The following is a 15,197-nucleotide window of genomic DNA, read 5'->3' as shown; positions in this document are numbered from 1 at the left end:
ACCGGTGGCCTGAGGTTCACGATGAGGTTGCCCAAGGAGGCTGTGGCGGGTCTTCCCGTCGGGCGGCGCCGGGGCGGGCGGAGTACCGTGACAGGTGACGCGAGGAAAAGGGGGCTCGCGATGTCCGACTTCGAGGAAGTCACCAGCCGGATGGTCAACGCGATCAACAAGCACGATCTCGGCGCGCTGACCCGCTGCTACACCGAGGACGCGTTCTACATGTCGCCCAGCGGCAAGGGCGAGGGCCGCGACGAGATCGGGTCCTTCTGGGCCCTTTTCCTGGACGCCTTCCCCGATCTCCAGCTGACCCCGTGGAACAAGATGCTCTCCGGGGACTGCGTGATCATGGAATGGATCCTCACCGGGACTCACAACGGGCCGTTCCTCATGCCCGACGGCGAGGTGATCGAAGCCACCGGGCGGGGAGTGACCATCCGCGGGTGCAGTACGCGGGCCTTTCGAAACGGCCTGATCACCATGCACTGCATCTACTACGACCAGCTGGAACTTCTCACCTGTCTCGGCGCCCGGCTCAGCCTCTCCCAACCTCGATGACCGCGGCCCCACCCTCACCGGCCTGGACGGGCGGGGCGGCGTCCGCGGGTTGATCGGACCGTGCGGGCCGCGAGGACCCCGCGGTCCGTCCGGGTCCTGAAGGCTCCACGGGTCGTCCGGGTTCCGCGGGCTCTGCCGGCTCTGCGCGCTCGGGGCGGAGGTGGCGAGCGAGGGCGAGTGCCGCGAGGACGGCGGCGCCGCCGATGACCGCGATGGCGAGGTGCGCGGGGAGCAGCGAGGCGATCGCGCCCGCCAGCGCGGCGCCGAGGCCCTGCGTGGTCATCTGGCCGGAGGTGAACAGGCCGAACGCCTGGCCGAGGGCGTCCGGCGGCGCGGCGTCCACGAACCGGCGCTGGAGCCCCAGGTTGTAGGCCAGGCACGCCCCGGTCAGCACGCCGAGCGCCAGGCACCACGGAAGCGAGGGCCGCACGGCGAAGGCGGCCAGCGGCACCCCCGAGGCCACGGCGAGCGGGAAGGAGAGCCGTTCGCGCATGGCCGGAGCGGCGAACCTGCCGACGACGAGGTCCCCGAGCGCCATCCCGACCGCGAACGCCGCGAGCACGAACCCTGCCTGGGACGGGGCGCCTCGCTCGTTGAGATAGGGGACCACGAGGGCTTCGGCGCCGGCCACGAACATCACCGGGATCCAGTTGCACAGCATCAGCGCGCGGACACGCCGGTCGGCCAGCAGCCGGCGGTTGACCCGCAGCGACGCCCGCACCGCGTTCCCCTCGGCCGCCCCCAGGTCAAGCCTTGCGTGCCCTGCCCCGTGCCGTCCGCGACCGGCCTCCGCCCGTGCGTGCCCTGCCCCGTGCCGTCCGCGACCGGTCTCCGCCCCGCCGCCACCGACCCCCGCCCCGCCGCCACTGATCTCCGTGCTCTCCGCCGACGGCCGATCCAGCACGCTTCCCGTGCCGCTCGCCGCGGTCTCGGCCCTGCCCGGCGACGAGGGGACGGCGGTGGGGACGGCCGCGCGGGGCGGGTGGTCGGGCAGGCCCAGCCGCAGCAGGACGGCGCCCGCCGCGGACAGCGCGGCGGTGATCAGCAGGGCTCCCCCGGGGCCGGCCAGGGACAGGACGGCGCCCCCGGCGGCCAGGCCGCCGATCTGCGCACCGGCGGAGGTGATCGTGAGCACCGAGCGGCCGAGGACGTAGGAGTCCCCGGGGAGCAACTCCGGGAGCGTGGCGGTGCGCGCGGCGCCGAACACCGGGTTGAGCGTCCCGGTGACCACGACCAGCAGCAGCATCGCCCACACGGGCATACCGCCGGAGGCCAGCGCCAGGCAGACCGCGACACGGACCAGTTCGCCCGCGATCATGAGCCGCCGGGGCCGCATCCGGTCGGCCAGCGAAAGCAGGAACGTCCCGCCGAGCACGTACGGCAGGAACCCGCTCATGTAGGCGAGCGCCGACAGACCGGCCGAACCGGTCCGTCCGTACACCAGCGCGGCGAACGCCAGCATCTTGACCGTGTCGCCCGCCACCAGCAGCGCGAAGCTCCCGAAGAGCACGCGGAACTCGGGCACGGCGAACACCTGGCCGAACGTCGCCCGTCGCGTGTGGTCTGTCCTGGTCACCGCCACCTCCCGCCACGATGCTGCGGCCATCGGCCCACCATGGCTAAAGTTTCGGAAATAACCGAAAGGTCAGCGACGAAGACGATGAAACGCCCGGCACAAGCCGCTCGGGCCGAGTCACCCGCCGTACGAGGGGCGCCGGAACCACCGTCCCCCACCCCACCGTCACGGCGCCCTTCTCCCCCATGCCCAAGGCACAGGGGCGGACCGCAGGCGGGCAGGCCCCGGGAGAGTCCCTGCGCGAAGACGCCCAGGACCAGGGCGAACGGCGCGAACGACGTGGAGGGGAGGGTGACGTGGGGAGGGTGATCCGGGTCGAGGTCAGTCCGCAGGATGTGATGACCAGCCGGTTCGCGGTCTCGCGGCTGATCGAGACCATGCACGCCCTGTGGCTGCTGTCCGGCCGGTACGAGGCGGGGGTGCACCGGCCGTGGGTGGAGCGGCACCGGCCCGCCTACGAGCGGCTGCTGGCGCGACTGCCCGCGCTCGGAGCGCTGGTCTCGCTGTTCCGGCGGGGCGAGTACAACGCCGACTTCATCGCCCCGCCCCCGGCCGGGGTGAACGTCGCCTTCGACGACGAGCTGGCGGTGATGCGGGCCACGCCCCTCGCCCAGGCGCGCGAGGAGATCGCGAGGAACCTGCGCGGCGGCCCTCCGCCCTCCCCCGAGGCGCTGGCCGTCCTCGACCGGCCCGACATCGTCCAGTTGCTGGCCGACGTGCTGCGGGCCACCTGGGAGGAGATCCTCGCGCCCGGCTGGCCGCGCTTCCAGGCGATCCTCGAACGCGACGTCGCCTACCGCGCGGGGCGCCTGGCCGCCTATGGGTGGGCGGCGGCGCTCGACGACCTCGACCCGCGGGTGCGCTGGTGCGCCGTCGACGGCCCGGGCCACATCGCGGTGCGGATGGAGGCCGCGGGGAAGGACGAGCGGCACCGGCTCGGCGGCCGGGGGCTGCTGCTGGTCCCTACCGTCTTCGGGCCGGGGGTGGGTGCGTACCTGGAGGACGCCTGGCCGTACGCTCTGGTCTATCAGGCCCGGGGCATCGCGGCGGAGCACGCTCCGCCGCGGGGGCTCACCCGGCTCATCGGCGCCACCCGGACGGCGATCCTGCTGCGGTTGCCGGCGACCACGACGCAGCTCGCCGCCCTGCTCGACATGAGCGTCGGCGGGACCGGCGACCATGTGGCGGCGCTCCGCGAGGCCGGTCTGATCACCGGCACGCGGGTGGGCCGCTCGGTGCTGTACCACCGCACCCCGCTGGGCGACGCGCTGTCCGAAGGCGCCTGACCGGCCCCCGTCCCGCGGCCCCGTCCCCCGGCGTCCGTCCCCCGCCGTCCGCCGTCCACTACGGGTCAGCGGATCGCGCCGAGTACGGCCCAGCGGCCGGATCGGAGCCGGGCGAGCTGGGTGGTCATCCGGATCAGCAGGAAGAGCGACAACCCCGACCAGATCCCGACCAGCCCCCAGCCGAGGCTCAGCGACGCCCACACCACCGGCAGGAACCCCAGCGCCGCCGCGCACAGCGTCGCGGTGCGCATGTACGCCGCGTCGCCGGCGCCCAGCAGCACGCCGTCCAGTGCGAACACGACGCCGCCGACCGGTTGCAGCGCGACGAAGAACCACCACGCGCGCGGCATCTCCGCCAGCACGGCCGCGTCGGCGGTGAACACGTGGGGCAGGGTGCCTGCCAGCGCGGCGAACACGACGCCGAGCACCGTCCCGAAGAGGAGCCCGCAGCCGGCCACCTGCCAGGCCAGCCGGCGCGCCCGCTCTCCGTCCCGCGCGCCGAGCGCGGCCCCGACCAGCGCCTGCGCGGCGATGGCCAGCGCGTCGAGCACGAAGGCCAGGAACATCCACAGCTGGAACACCACCTGGTGGGCGCCGACCGCCGCCGTGGAGATGTGCGCGGCCACCGCGGTGGCGGACACCCAGCACGCCTGGAAGGCCAGCCCGAGCAGCACCAGGTCGCGGGCCATGCCGAGCTGGGCGCGCATCGCGGCGGGCACCGGCGTGAGCGGCACGCCCTCGCTCACCAGCGCCCGCACGAACAGGCTCGCGGAGATGAGCTGCGCGACCACGTTGGCGACGGCCGAGCCGTCGAGCCCCCAGCCCAGCCCGTGCACCAGCACCGGGCACAGCACCGCGGAGATCGCGTTGCCCGTCAGGACGTAGCGCAGCGGGCGCCGCATGTCCTGCACGCCGCGCATCCAGCCGTTTCCGGCCATGGTGATCAGGATCATCGGGGCGCCGAACAGGGCGATGCGCAGCCAGCCCACCGCGGCCTCGGCCACCTGGTCGTCGCCGGCGAGCAGACGGGCGATCGGCCCGGCGAGCAGTTGCCCGGCCACGACCAGCGCCAGCCCGGTGATCGCGCCGAGCCACGTCGCCTGCACGCCCATGGCCACGGCGTCGGCCCGGCGGCCCGCGCCGTGCAGCCGGGCCGCGCGCGCGGTCGTGCCGAAGGACAGGAACGTCATCTGGGTGGCGATCTGCGCCAGAACGATCGCGCCGACCGAGAGTCCCGCGAGCGGCACCGCGCCGAGATGGCCGACCACGGCCGTGTCGACGAGCAGATAGAGCGGCTCCGCGGCCAGGACGCCCAGGGCGGGCACGGCCAGCGTGATCAACTGCCGCAGCGTGGACCCGGCCCGGTCGGCATGCGGAGCGTGCGGAGTCATGCACCCCTCCGGTAAGGATCGGAATGGGCTTTCGGCACTTACATGCCGACCCTACCGGTAAGGACCTCCAAGCGGCAACGCCACTTACACCACCTCAGCCCTTCAGGGCGCCGGCCATGAGGCCGCGCATGAAGAAGCGGCCGAGCAGCACGTAGACGACCATCGTCGGGATCGAGGCGAGGATGGCGGCGGCCATCTGCTGGCTGTAGGGGACGGTCTGCGCGCCGGCGATGTTGTTCAGCATCACGGTCGTCGGCCAGGACGTCGGCCCGGTGAGGAACACCGCGAACAGGAAGTCGTTCCACATCGAGGTGAACTGCCAGATGATCACCACGGCGACCGCCGGCCCGGAGACCGGGATCACGATCGACCAGAAGGTGCGCAGCATCCCCGCGCCGTCGACCCTGGCCGCCTCCATGAGCTCGTCCGGGATCGTCACGTAGTAGTTGCGGAAGATCAGCGTGCAGATCGGGATGCCGTAGACGACGTGGGCCAGCACGAGCCCGGGGATGCCCCCGTACACCCCCAGATCCACCATGAGCTGGACCAGCGGGATCATCACCCCCTGGTACGGGATGAACATGCCGAACAGGAACAGCGTGAACACCACGTCGGCGCCCGGGAAGCGCCACTTGGACAGGACGAACCCGTTCATCGCCCCGAGCGCGGCCGAGATGAGCGACCCGGGGATCGCCAGCAGGAAGCTGTTGGCGATGCCCGGCTTGAGCTTCTCCCAGGCCACCTGCCACGCCTCGGTCGTCCAGACCTTCGGCAGGCTCCACGCCTGGCTCGGATCGGCCTCGGTCAGCGGCTTGAAGCTGGTGACCAGCAGGACGTAGATCGGGATCAGGAAGACCAGGACGAAGATGAGCAGCAGCGCGAACCGCAGGTACAGCGGCCAGCGGGCCCGGCGGGCCGCCGGCGGCGCCTGGTGCCGGGTCTTGGACGGGGCCGCGACGGCCGTGCTCATGAGCGCTTCTCCCTGCGGGCGTTCCAGATGAGGTAGGGCACGACGAAGACCGCGACGGTCAGGACGATGTAGGCGGCGATCGTGGCGCCCTTGGCCGGGTCGTGGGCGTCGAAGACGGCGACCCACATGAAGACGGCGGGCACGTCGGTGATGATCTGCTTGCCGGACACCGACACGATCAGGTCGAAGACCTTGAGCGAGATGTGCCCGAGGATGATCAGGGCGGACAGGGTGACCGGCCGCAGGAACGGGAAGACGATGTAGCGGTAGACCTGCCACTCCTTGCAGCCGTCCACCCGAGCGGCCTCGCGCAGGTCGTCCGGCACACCGCGGAACCCGGCCAAGAACAATGCCATAACATATCCGGACATCTGCCAGACGGCGGGGATGGCCATCGCCGCCATCCCCCAGTCCTGGCCCCGGAACCACTCGTTCTGCAGGAACCCCAGCCCGACGGCGTCGAACAGCCGGTTCAGCCCCACCGCCTGCGCGTCCTGGCCGCTGTTCATCAGCCAGCGCCACACCACGCCCGTGGCGACGAACGAGATGGCCATCGGGAACAGGTAGATGGCGCGGAAGCCGCCCTCACCCCTGATCCCCTTCTCCATCAGGAACGCCAGGAGCCAGCCGAGCGCCAGGGCGCCGCCCACGAACACGACGGTGAACACGATGGCGTGCCTGACCGAGATGCCCCAGCGCTCCTGGTCCCACAGCGAGACGAAGTTCGTCAGGCCCACGAACTTCCCGGCGGAGATCTCGTCGTGCCGGTCGGTCATGGCCAGCTTGAAGTTCCAGCCGAGCATTCCGTACACGAAGACCGCTATCGCGATGATCGACGGCGTGACCAGGAGCAGACCCGGCAGCCATCTGCGGACGCGCGACACACTTACCCCCAGCGAAGGCCCGCGCCCGCCGCGCCTGAAGAGCGACGCGGGCGCGAGCCGTAAGAGATCAACTCACTGATTGTTGGTCTTGGCGGCCTCGACCAGGGCCTGCTGCAGCTTGGCCGGGTCCTTGCTCTGCAGGAACAGGCCGACCGCCTCGGTGATGGCCGTCTTCCAGGCGTCGTTGGCGACCACGCCGTGCTGGATGGAGCCCGCCAGCTTGTCGTTCGCCCACTGGCCGAGGTCCCACTCCAGGTAGTCCTGGTAGAGGCTCTTGTCGGCGTCCTTGCGGGCCGGGATGGAGCCCTTCTTGGGGTTGAAGGCGTCCTGGCCCTCCTTGCTCGCCGCGACCTTGAGCCAGGCGAGGGCGCCGTCCTTGTTCGGCGCGCCCTTCGGCAGGGTGAAGCTGTCCGACAGCCACATGAACGTGCCGTCCGTGCCCGGCGAGGCCGCCCAGTCGAAGTCCTCCTTGGACTTCTTGCCCAGGCCCCCGTCCGGCGCGTTGTGGAAGTAGCCGTAGGCCCAGTCGCCCATGATGTTGAACGCGGCGGCGCCGTCGGCGACCTGCTTGGCGGCGGGCTGCCAGTCGTCCTGCGGCGGACCGGCGTAGGACAGGATCGTCTTGAAGTCGGTGAGCGCCTTGGTGACGTTCGGGCCCGACCAGTCGGCGCCCTTGGCCCACAGCCCGTTGTAGCCGTCGGTGCCCAGCGAGCCGAGCAGCACGCTCTCCATCAGGTGGACGACGGTCCACTCCGAGCCGATGGACAGCGGGATCTTGCCGGTCTTCTTGACGGCCTCGAGGTCGGCGATGAACTCCTCGATGGTCTTGGGCGCGGCCGAGATGCCCGCGTCCTTCAGCACCTTGGGGTTGGACCACAGAACGTTCGAGCGGTGGATGTTGACCGGGACCGAGTAGACGTTGCCCTCGTAGGTGATCTGGTCCACGAGCTGCTGCGGGAAGACGTCCTTGAGCTTGAGCTCGTCGTAGAGGGAGTTCAGCGGCTCCAGCTTGCCGGCCTTGATGTAGCCCTGCAGCTCGGCGCCCGCGTGTCCCTGGAAGGTGTCCGGCGGCTGGTTGGCCTGCAGCTTGCTGGACAGCAGCGCCCGGGCCTTGTCGCCTGAGCCGCCGGCCACGGCGGCGTCGAAGAACGACAGGTTCGGGTTCTGCCTCTGGAAGATCTCGCGCATGGCCTTCAGGCCGTCGGCCTCACCGGGGCCCGTCCACCAGGAGAAGACCTCAACCTGCTTGTTCGCGGTCTTCCCATCGGCGCCGGTGCCCTTCTCGTCACCACCGCCGCCACAGGCGGCGAGGGACAGGAGGCCTGCCACGGTCACCGCGACGGCCGACATCCAGCGTCGTCGCATTGCTCTGGTCCCTTCACGGTTCGAGGAGCTGTCGCACGTAAGCCCGCCCCCGTGTACCAGGCCCAAGGTGACAACGTTGTCAGTACGCAATCAACCCATCTCACAACCCGCACCGTCAAGGGTGTGCGAATAACGTCTCCATATAGCGGCCCCGCCACCGCGCGAACCACACGGAAAGGCACTGCCATGAGCTCCCGTACCACCGGCGACCGTCCCGCGCCCGAGATCCTCAGCTCCATCGAGTCCGACGACTGGGACGGGCGGGACGTGACGGGCGAGCGGCACGACCAGGTGGCCTTCGTCGACGTGGACATGACCGAGATGATCGACCAGGGCGCCGTCTTCTCCGGCTGCGCCTTCCGGCGCGTGCGGTTCAACGCCTCACGGCACACCGACGCGGCCTTCCTCAACTGCACCTTCACCCGGTGCAACTTCTTCGACGCCGCCTTCACCGGGTGCAAGATGGTCGGCAGCGAGTTCGACGGCTGCTCCTTCGACCTGCTGAAGGTCGACGGCGGCGACTGGTCGTTCGCCCGCCTGTCCGGCGCCGAGCTGCGGGGCGTCTCCTTCACGGACGTGCGCATGCGCGAGGCCGACCTCACCGGCGCCCGGCTGGAGGGCGCCACGCTCCAGCGGGCCGACCTGTCGGGCGCCTCGCTGCGGCTCGCCGACCTGTCCCGATGCGACCTTCGCGGCAGCGACCTGTCCTCGCTCGACCCGCTGAGCGTCAACCTGCGCGGAGCCGTGGTCGACCTCGCGCAGGCGGTGCTGATCGCCACCGCCCTCGGGCTGGACGTGCGCTCCGGCTGACCCGTCGTCCACGGCGGGGGCGAGCCCGGGTCGTCGGCACCATGGGCGCCGGGACCCGAGCTCGCGGGCCGCGTGTCCCCGGGTCCGGTCTCCACCCCTCCGAGGTGACCTCGCCCATCACGCGGGACACGGGCCGTCGTGGCGGCCGGCCTTCGATGAGGCCCCGCCGGGGACGTTGCGCACGCCCGGCGGTCACCCGCCGGCGGCTCTCGCCTCCCCGGCGAGGGGGCTCGGCCGACACGCAAGTGTTCCACCAAGCACCGCGTCCCGCTCATTTCCCGTCACGATTCGCATGTATGAAGGCTGTCGAACGCCGCGCTTCGGGACAACAGGCTTTCGGGGGAAGAATCGTGATTTCCTGGCAGTGGGCCGATGCAGGCATGTCAAGGCCACCGTGCACCCTGGCACCCGTCGCCGAATAGGTAGATTTTCACGAAATACCACCTTCCGTAATTGTGACCGTATTGGTTACCCTGCTCTGATCACGTACAGGGAAGACGCCGGGCCAGGATGCGGGCCACCTCCGCTTGGCACGTTCCCGGGACGAGAGACGATCAGCCGGGCAGTGGCCGACGACCGGACGGCAGGAGATCGATGGCGGAGCGACGACGGGGTCAGGCGCTTCCGCCGGCGCCCTCGGCAACCTGCCTGCTCAAACGCCGATTTCGGTTCGCCCGTTACCTACAAAGAGTGATCTACCCTGGCCACGACTGCGATCTGCCATCACGGAAGGTAAGATTCCCCGAGCGCCGACCTCGCGGACGACCTCCGGGCCGGCAAGGCACCTCACGTCGGGAGACGCAGATGGAAACCGTCGACCTCGAAGACCTGAGCCTCGAACTCCTCCTCATAGCCGCGCTGCACCACGAGGCCGAGCGCCTCGCCGCCGACCTTCCGGGGCCCGCGGCGGGTCCGGCCGGCCGGCGCGAGCCGCGTCCCGGCGGGCCGCCGCGCTCGCCGCGCGGCCGCTCGGCCCGGACATAAGTCGCCTACTGCAATAATTGCGCTTTCAACTTAAAAGTGATGCTTTACCACCGCCGCTTTAATTTGTCGGTGGCGGCGGTCACACTGCGAGCATGGCCGACCTTCCTCAGGAACCATCCGCTCCGGACGGCTCCACGCCGAAGAGCGCCCCCCCCCCGCCCGCCCACGACACCCCCGCCCCTGTCACCGCTCCCCCCGACGCCTCGCCGTCCGCGAGCGCCCCGTCCCCGTCCGCGAGCGCCCCGCACGAGGCCGACGTCCCGGCTCCCAACGACGCACCGCGCCGGGCCGATCGCCCGGCTTTCGACGACGCACCGCACCAGGCCGATGCCCTCGCTCCCGGCGACGCGTCGATCGAGCTCGGCGAGGTCACCCTCGGCGACTGGTACGCCCACGCCGACAAGATGACAGGCGTCGGGTTCCTCACCGTGGCCCGACGGCTGCCCGCCCTCATCCGCCACGCCGTCCGCCTGGCCTGGCAGGCCAGCCGCCGCGACACGGCGGCCACCATCGCGCTGAGCGTGCTGGGCGGGGTGTTCACCGCCTTCGGCCTGCTCGCCACCACCGGCGTGCTCCAGGCACTGTTCACCGCGGGGCCGACGCCCGAGCGGGTCAGGGCCGCGGTGCCGAGCCTGCTGCTGGTCGGGGCCGCCGCGACGCTGCGCACCGCCCTGCAGGCCGGCGCCGGCTGGGCGCAGGCCCGGCTCGAACCACAGGTCGAGCGCATCGCCGAGCGGCAGCTCTACGAGCTGACCAGCCGCGTCGACCTCATCCGCTACGACGACCCCGACTTCCACGACGCCCTCGAACGCGCCCGCCAGCGCGGCGTGTCCATGGTGGACAGCGTGGTGAACTCCGCCATCGACCTGCTCACCGGCGTCATCGGCATCGCCGCCGCCGCCGGCGTGCTCGGCATCCTCCACCCGGTGCTGCTGCCCCTGCTCCTGCTGGCCGTCCTGCCCGACGCCTGGGCGGCCGTCCGCGCGGCCCGCATGCGCTACACGACGATGTACACCCTGATCCCGGTCCGACGCCGCAAATGGATCCTCAGCGACCTCATGGCGGCCCGGCCGACGGCGGCCGAGGTCCGCTCGTTCACCATGCGGCGGTTCCTCACCCGCCTGTACGACGCGGTCGCCGGCGCCGAGCAGGACGCCATCCTGCGCATGGCCCGGCGCCAGGCGGTGGCGCGCGTCATCGGCGAGGCCCTGGGCGGCGCCGGCACCGCCCTGGTCTACGTGGCGCTGGGCGTTCTGCTCGCCGTCGGCGCCGTGCCGCTGGCCGTGGCCGGCACGGCCGTGCTCGCCATCCGCTCCGGCCAGAGCTCGCTCTCCAACCTCATGTACGCCACCAACCGGCTGTACGAGGAGGGCCTGTACTTCACCGACTTCCTCGACTTCTGCGAGCAGGCCGGCCGGCGCACGGAGCCGCCGCGCGAGCGCCACGCGCCAGGTTCGTTCGACCGCATCGCCGTGGACGACGTCACCTTCAACTATCCGGGCAAGGAGGAGCCCGCGCTCGACCACGTCTCGGTGCACATCGACCGGGGCGAGGTGGTCGCGCTCGTGGGCGAGAACGGCTCGGGCAAGACCACGCTGGCCAAGATCATCGCGGGTCTGTACGACCCCGCCGAGGGGCGGGTCCTGTGGGACGACGTGGACATCGCCCAGGTCGATCCGGACGAGCTCCGGCGCAACATCGCGGTGATCGCCCAGGACCACACCCGCTGGCCGCTCACGGCGCGGGACAACATCGGCATGGGCCTTGAGAGGGGCGAGCCGGCCCTGCGCGCCTCCGCCGAGGTCGCGGGCGCCGACCAGGTGATCGCCGAGCTGCCGCACGGCTACCGCACGCTGCTCGACCGGCGCTTCAAGGACGGGCACGAGCCGTCCGGCGGCCAGTGGCAGCGCATCGCGGTGGCGCGCGGCTTCCACCGCGACGCCCCGCTGCTGATCTGCGACGAGCCGACGGCCGCCCTGGACGCCCGCGCCGAGCACGCGCTGTTCGAGCGCATGCGCGGGCACGCCGACGGCCGCACCGTCCTGCTGATCACCCACCGCCTGGCGAGCGTGCGGTACGCCGACCGCATCTACGTGCTCGACCACGGCAAGGTCGCCGAACAGGGCACCCACGAAGACCTGATGGCCCTCGACGGCATCTACGCCGACCTCTACACCCTGCAGGCCAGCGCCTACGGCCGCGCCCACGACGACCGCCAAGCCCCCACCAACGCCGTCTGACCGCGCACGACGCGACGGATGACGCCACGACGGGACCCGGCGGCCGCGGCCGCCTGCCGAGGTGACCGGGAGCGGGTGTGCCCGGTCAGTTGGAGGCGGCGTGGTCGCCGGGGGCGGCGCAGGGGGCCGGGTCGGCCTGCTCGGTGAGGAGGTCGCGGTAGTGGTGGATCTTGCGCTGGATGGCGGCCTGCCGCTCCCTGAGCCGGGAGATCTGCTCCTCCACCTCCCGGTCGTGGGCCTCGAGCAGGGTGATGCGCTCGCCGATGGTCTGCCGCCCGCCGCGCACGAGGGCGGTGAAGCGCAGCATCTCGGCGATGGGCATCCCGGTGTCGCGCAGGCACCGCACCATGCCGAGCCAGCCGACGTCCTCCTCGCTGAACCGCCTCTGCCCGGCGGAGTTGCGCTCGATCGGCTCGAGCAGGCCGATGCGCTCGTAGTAGCGGAGGGTGTCGAGGCTGAAGCCGGTCTCCTCCGCGACCTGTCCCGGTGTGTAGATGCTCACCCGCCGAGAATGCCACCTGGAGTGGGCTCCAGGTCAAGCCTCCGGCGGCGCCGCCCTCTCCCGTACGGCGGCCCCGCCCGGCCGGGCGGCCTCAGCGTTCGGGCAGGTGGTCGGCCAGGTAGCGGCGGACGAGGTTCTTGCACTCGGCGATCAGGTCGGGGTCGCCGTCGGGGTGCAGGCGGAAGGCGAGCTTGAGCACGGCGTCGGCCGCCTCGACGGCCACCACGAGGGCGCGGTCGAGACCCGGCCCGCGGGGCGCGCCGAGCAGGTCGATGGTGAGCGCCCTTAGCCGGTCGGCCACGATGACGTTGTTCTCCAGCGCCGCGTCCAGCAGGCGGTTGGTGCCCTTGAGCGCCGGCCCGCCCGGGGAGAACAGGATCTCGCCGAAGTCGACGATGGCGAACCCGGGGGTGGTGCGCTTCATCGCGACGAACTCGTCCACGGCCAGGTGGACGGCGTCGGTCCAGTCGGTGATCTCGGCGGAGCCGAGCCGGATGGTCAGCCGGTCGAGGAAGCCGTCGAGGTTGCGCAGCGCCAGCGCCCGCACGAGCCCTTGCTTGTCGGGGAAGAACTGGTAGAAGGTGCCGATGGGCACTCCCGCTCTGCGGGCGACCTCCTTGGTGGTCAGCCCGTCGTAGCCCACCTCGTCCAGCAGTCGCGCGCACTCGTCCAGCATCCGCTCGACCCGCTCGAGGCTGCGGCGCTGGGCGGGACGGCGGCGAAGCGTCCCTGCGGAGACGTTCATCATCTCCCCATCATCCTCCCGAAACCGGTTGCTGCGCTTAACATGAGAATCACTCATATTGCTGGAGGTCACCATGTTCCTTTGGGGTACCGCGACCGCCTCCTACCAGATCGAGGGCGCCGCCGCGGAGGACGGCCGGGGAACGTCCATCTGGGACACCTTCGCCCATGAATCCGGCAACGTGCGCGATGGCCACACCGGAGACGTCGCCTGCGATCATTACCACCGCTGGTCAGAGGATGTCACGCTCATGGCGGATCTGGGGGTGAACTCCTACCGCTTCTCCATATCGTGGCCGAGAATCCACCCGCGCGGTGACCGGGAGGTCAACCAGGCCGGCCTCGACTTCTACGACCGCCTCGTCGACGGGCTCTGCGCCCAGGGCATCACCCCGGCGGCCACGCTTTTCCACTGGGACCTGCCGCAGGCCCTGGAGGACCGGGGCGGCTGGCTGAACCGCGACACCGCCCACCGCCTGGCCGACTACGCCCACACCGTCTCCGCCCGCCTCGCCGACCGGGTGCCCATCTGGATCACCCTCAACGAGCCGTTCATCCACATGGTCTTCGGCTACGCCCTGGGCACACACGCGCCAGGCCGGGCGCTGTTCCTGGACGCGCTGCCCGCCGCCCACCACCAGCTCCTCGGGCACGGCCTGGCCACCCGGGCGCTGCGCGCGAACGGCGCCGGACGGGTGCTGGTCACCAACAACTGCACGCCGGTCTGGGCCGCCTCGGACGCGGAGCGGGACGCGCGCGCCGCCGACGCCTACGACACCCTGCACAACAGGCTGTTCAACGACCCGGTGCTCCTCGGCTCCTACCCGGACCTGTCGGCCTTCGGCGTGCCCGCGCTCGACGCCGTCCGCGACGGCGACCTCGAGGTCATCGCCCAGCCGCTGGACGGCCTCGGGGTCAACTACTACAACCCGACCCGCGTGGCCGCCCCCGCCCCCGGGGCGGACACCGGTGGGCTGCCGTTCGTGGACGCGGGCGTCACCGGCCACCCGACGACCGCCTTCGGCTGGCCGGTCGTCCCGGACGGTCTGCGCGAGCTGCTCACGGGCCTGCGAGCCCGCTACGGCGACGCGCTGCCGCCGGTGTACGTGACCGAGAACGGGTGCTCGCAGGCCGACGAGCCCGGCCCGGACGGCGTGGTGGACGACCAGGGGCGCATCGCCTACCTGGACGGCCACATCGCGGCGCTGCGCGCGGCCATGGCCGAGGGGGTGGACGTGCGGGGGTACTACGTCTGGTCGCTGCTGGACAACTTCGAGTGGGCCGAGGGGTACAACCAGAGGTTCGGCCTGGTCCACGTCGACTTCGCCACCCAGAAGCGCACGCCGAAGGCGTCCTACCACTGGCTCAAGAACCGCCTCGCCGCCGAACACCACCACGGGACGCCGGCCTAGAGCTCTCCACCGGACGCCGCGACAGGACACCTCCGTCTGGAGAACACCGGCGCACGCGAGACGCCCGGAGCGGGGTACGGCAGGCGAGCCGTCCGGGTCTAGTTGTACTGCCCATGGACGTTGGTGACGGCGACATGGTGAATGATCTTGATATGAGCGAGGGCCTCGTGGCGTGGTGTGAGTCGACCAAGATTCACATTCGCCGTGCGGTGACCACCTACGTTCACCGGGCGCGGCTCTCCGCCCCCGGCCGCGTGCTGGAGGTGATCGGCGCCGGGTCGGCGGGTCGTGGTACGGCGGTGCCGGCGCCTGCTACGGCGCCCGAGCCGGTGGACGTTCGTGGACAGCGCCTAGTGGCGGAGAGTCTTATTCGGAACGTGGGAATTCTAGGCGGAGCCCTGGGTGATCTGGCCTGTTAGCCCCGTTCGTCGAGGTGGTGCGTGGCCCTGACCCAGAGGGCTTCGAACTCCTGGTGGGT

Annotated in this window: 13 protein-coding genes; 6 read left to right on the top strand and 7 right to left on the bottom strand. The window is 71.3% G+C overall.

Features of this window, described 5'->3' with window-relative positions; translation table 11 throughout:
• Positions 1-120 precede the first annotated feature (120 nt).
• Complete coding sequence (locus tag ACFQSB_RS32715) at positions 121-555, top strand: ester cyclase (protein WP_380830699.1); 435 nt, start codon at positions 121-123, stop codon at positions 553-555.
• Here the strand turns inward: ACFQSB_RS32715 and ACFQSB_RS32710 are convergent.
• Complete coding sequence (locus ACFQSB_RS32710; RefSeq protein WP_380830698.1) at positions 533-2,161, bottom strand: MFS transporter; 1,629 nt, start codon at positions 2,159-2,161, stop codon at positions 533-535. The two genes, ACFQSB_RS32715 and ACFQSB_RS32710, sit on opposite strands and share 23 nt — an antisense overlap.
• Before the next feature lie 266 nt (positions 2,162-2,427).
• Between ACFQSB_RS32710 and ACFQSB_RS32705 the strand changes: the two genes are divergently transcribed.
• Positions 2,428-3,417, top strand: a complete 990-nt coding sequence (locus tag ACFQSB_RS32705) for an ArsR/SmtB family transcription factor (protein WP_380830697.1) — start codon at positions 2,428-2,430, stop codon at positions 3,415-3,417.
• 65 nt (positions 3,418-3,482) lie between these two features.
• On the opposite strand, the gene ACFQSB_RS32700 is transcribed toward ACFQSB_RS32705, so the two are convergent.
• The 4 genes from ACFQSB_RS32700 to ACFQSB_RS32685 all read right to left on the bottom strand — a co-directional run bounded on the left by ACFQSB_RS32700 (position 3,483) and on the right by ACFQSB_RS32685 (position 8,027).
• Positions 3,483-4,808 carry an MATE family efflux transporter gene (locus ACFQSB_RS32700; RefSeq protein WP_380830696.1) on the bottom strand — a complete coding sequence of 442 codons (1,326 nt, stop codon included), beginning with the start codon at positions 4,806-4,808 and terminating at the stop codon, positions 3,483-3,485.
• Between the two features lie 94 nt (positions 4,809-4,902).
• Positions 4,903-5,778, bottom strand: coding sequence for a carbohydrate ABC transporter permease (locus tag ACFQSB_RS32695; protein WP_380830695.1), 876 nt, complete (start codon positions 5,776-5,778; stop codon positions 4,903-4,905).
• On the bottom strand, positions 5,775-6,662 hold the full coding sequence (locus tag ACFQSB_RS32690; protein WP_380830694.1) for a carbohydrate ABC transporter permease: 888 nt from the start codon (positions 6,660-6,662) through the stop codon (positions 5,775-5,777). The genes ACFQSB_RS32695 and ACFQSB_RS32690 overlap by 4 nt, the downstream gene beginning before the upstream one ends.
• Positions 6,663-6,734: 72 nt before the next feature.
• Positions 6,735-8,027, bottom strand: a complete 1,293-nt coding sequence (locus tag ACFQSB_RS32685) for an ABC transporter substrate-binding protein (protein ID WP_354851911.1) — start codon at positions 8,025-8,027, stop codon at positions 6,735-6,737.
• A 186-nt stretch (positions 8,028-8,213) separates the two neighbouring features.
• Here ACFQSB_RS32685 and ACFQSB_RS32680 point away from each other — a divergent pair, with 186 nt between their 5' ends.
• The 3 genes from ACFQSB_RS32680 (at position 8,214) to ACFQSB_RS32670 (ending at position 12,061) form a co-directional block, all read left to right on the top strand.
• Positions 8,214-8,837, top strand: a complete 624-nt coding sequence (locus tag ACFQSB_RS32680) for a pentapeptide repeat-containing protein (RefSeq protein WP_380830693.1) — start codon at positions 8,214-8,216, stop codon at positions 8,835-8,837.
• 804 nt (positions 8,838-9,641) lie between these two features.
• Positions 9,642-9,821 carry a hypothetical protein gene (locus ACFQSB_RS32675; protein ID WP_354851907.1) on the top strand — a complete coding sequence of 60 codons (180 nt, stop codon included), beginning with the start codon at positions 9,642-9,644 and terminating at the stop codon, positions 9,819-9,821.
• A gap of 92 nt (positions 9,822-9,913) precedes the next feature.
• Positions 9,914-12,061: an ABC transporter ATP-binding protein gene (locus ACFQSB_RS32670; protein ID WP_380830692.1), complete on the top strand. Its 2,148-nt coding sequence runs from the start codon at positions 9,914-9,916 to the stop codon at positions 12,059-12,061.
• A gap of 85 nt (positions 12,062-12,146) precedes the next feature.
• On the opposite strand, the gene ACFQSB_RS32665 is transcribed toward ACFQSB_RS32670, so the two are convergent.
• The gene (locus ACFQSB_RS32665) at positions 12,147-12,563 is read right to left on the bottom strand and encodes a MerR family transcriptional regulator (protein WP_380830691.1); all 417 of its coding nucleotides are present in this window, start codon (positions 12,561-12,563) and stop codon (positions 12,147-12,149) included.
• Positions 12,564-12,654: 91 nt separating this feature from the next.
• A complete protein-coding gene (locus ACFQSB_RS32660; RefSeq protein WP_354851902.1) occupies positions 12,655-13,311 on the bottom strand; it encodes a TetR/AcrR family transcriptional regulator in 657 nt (218 codons plus the stop codon).
• Between the two features lie 70 nt (positions 13,312-13,381).
• On the opposite strand from ACFQSB_RS32660, the gene ACFQSB_RS32655 reads away from it, so the two are divergent.
• The gene (locus ACFQSB_RS32655) at positions 13,382-14,719 is read left to right on the top strand and encodes a GH1 family beta-glucosidase (protein WP_380830690.1); all 1,338 of its coding nucleotides are present in this window, start codon (positions 13,382-13,384) and stop codon (positions 14,717-14,719) included.
• Positions 14,720-15,197: the final 478 nt, after the last annotated feature.

Source organism: Sphaerisporangium rhizosphaerae (assembly GCF_042665155.1).
In the GTDB taxonomy this organism is placed as follows: domain Bacteria; phylum Actinomycetota; class Actinomycetes; order Streptosporangiales; family Streptosporangiaceae; genus Sphaerisporangium; species Sphaerisporangium rhizosphaerae.
This window is presented reverse-complemented; position numbering and strand designations above follow the sequence as displayed.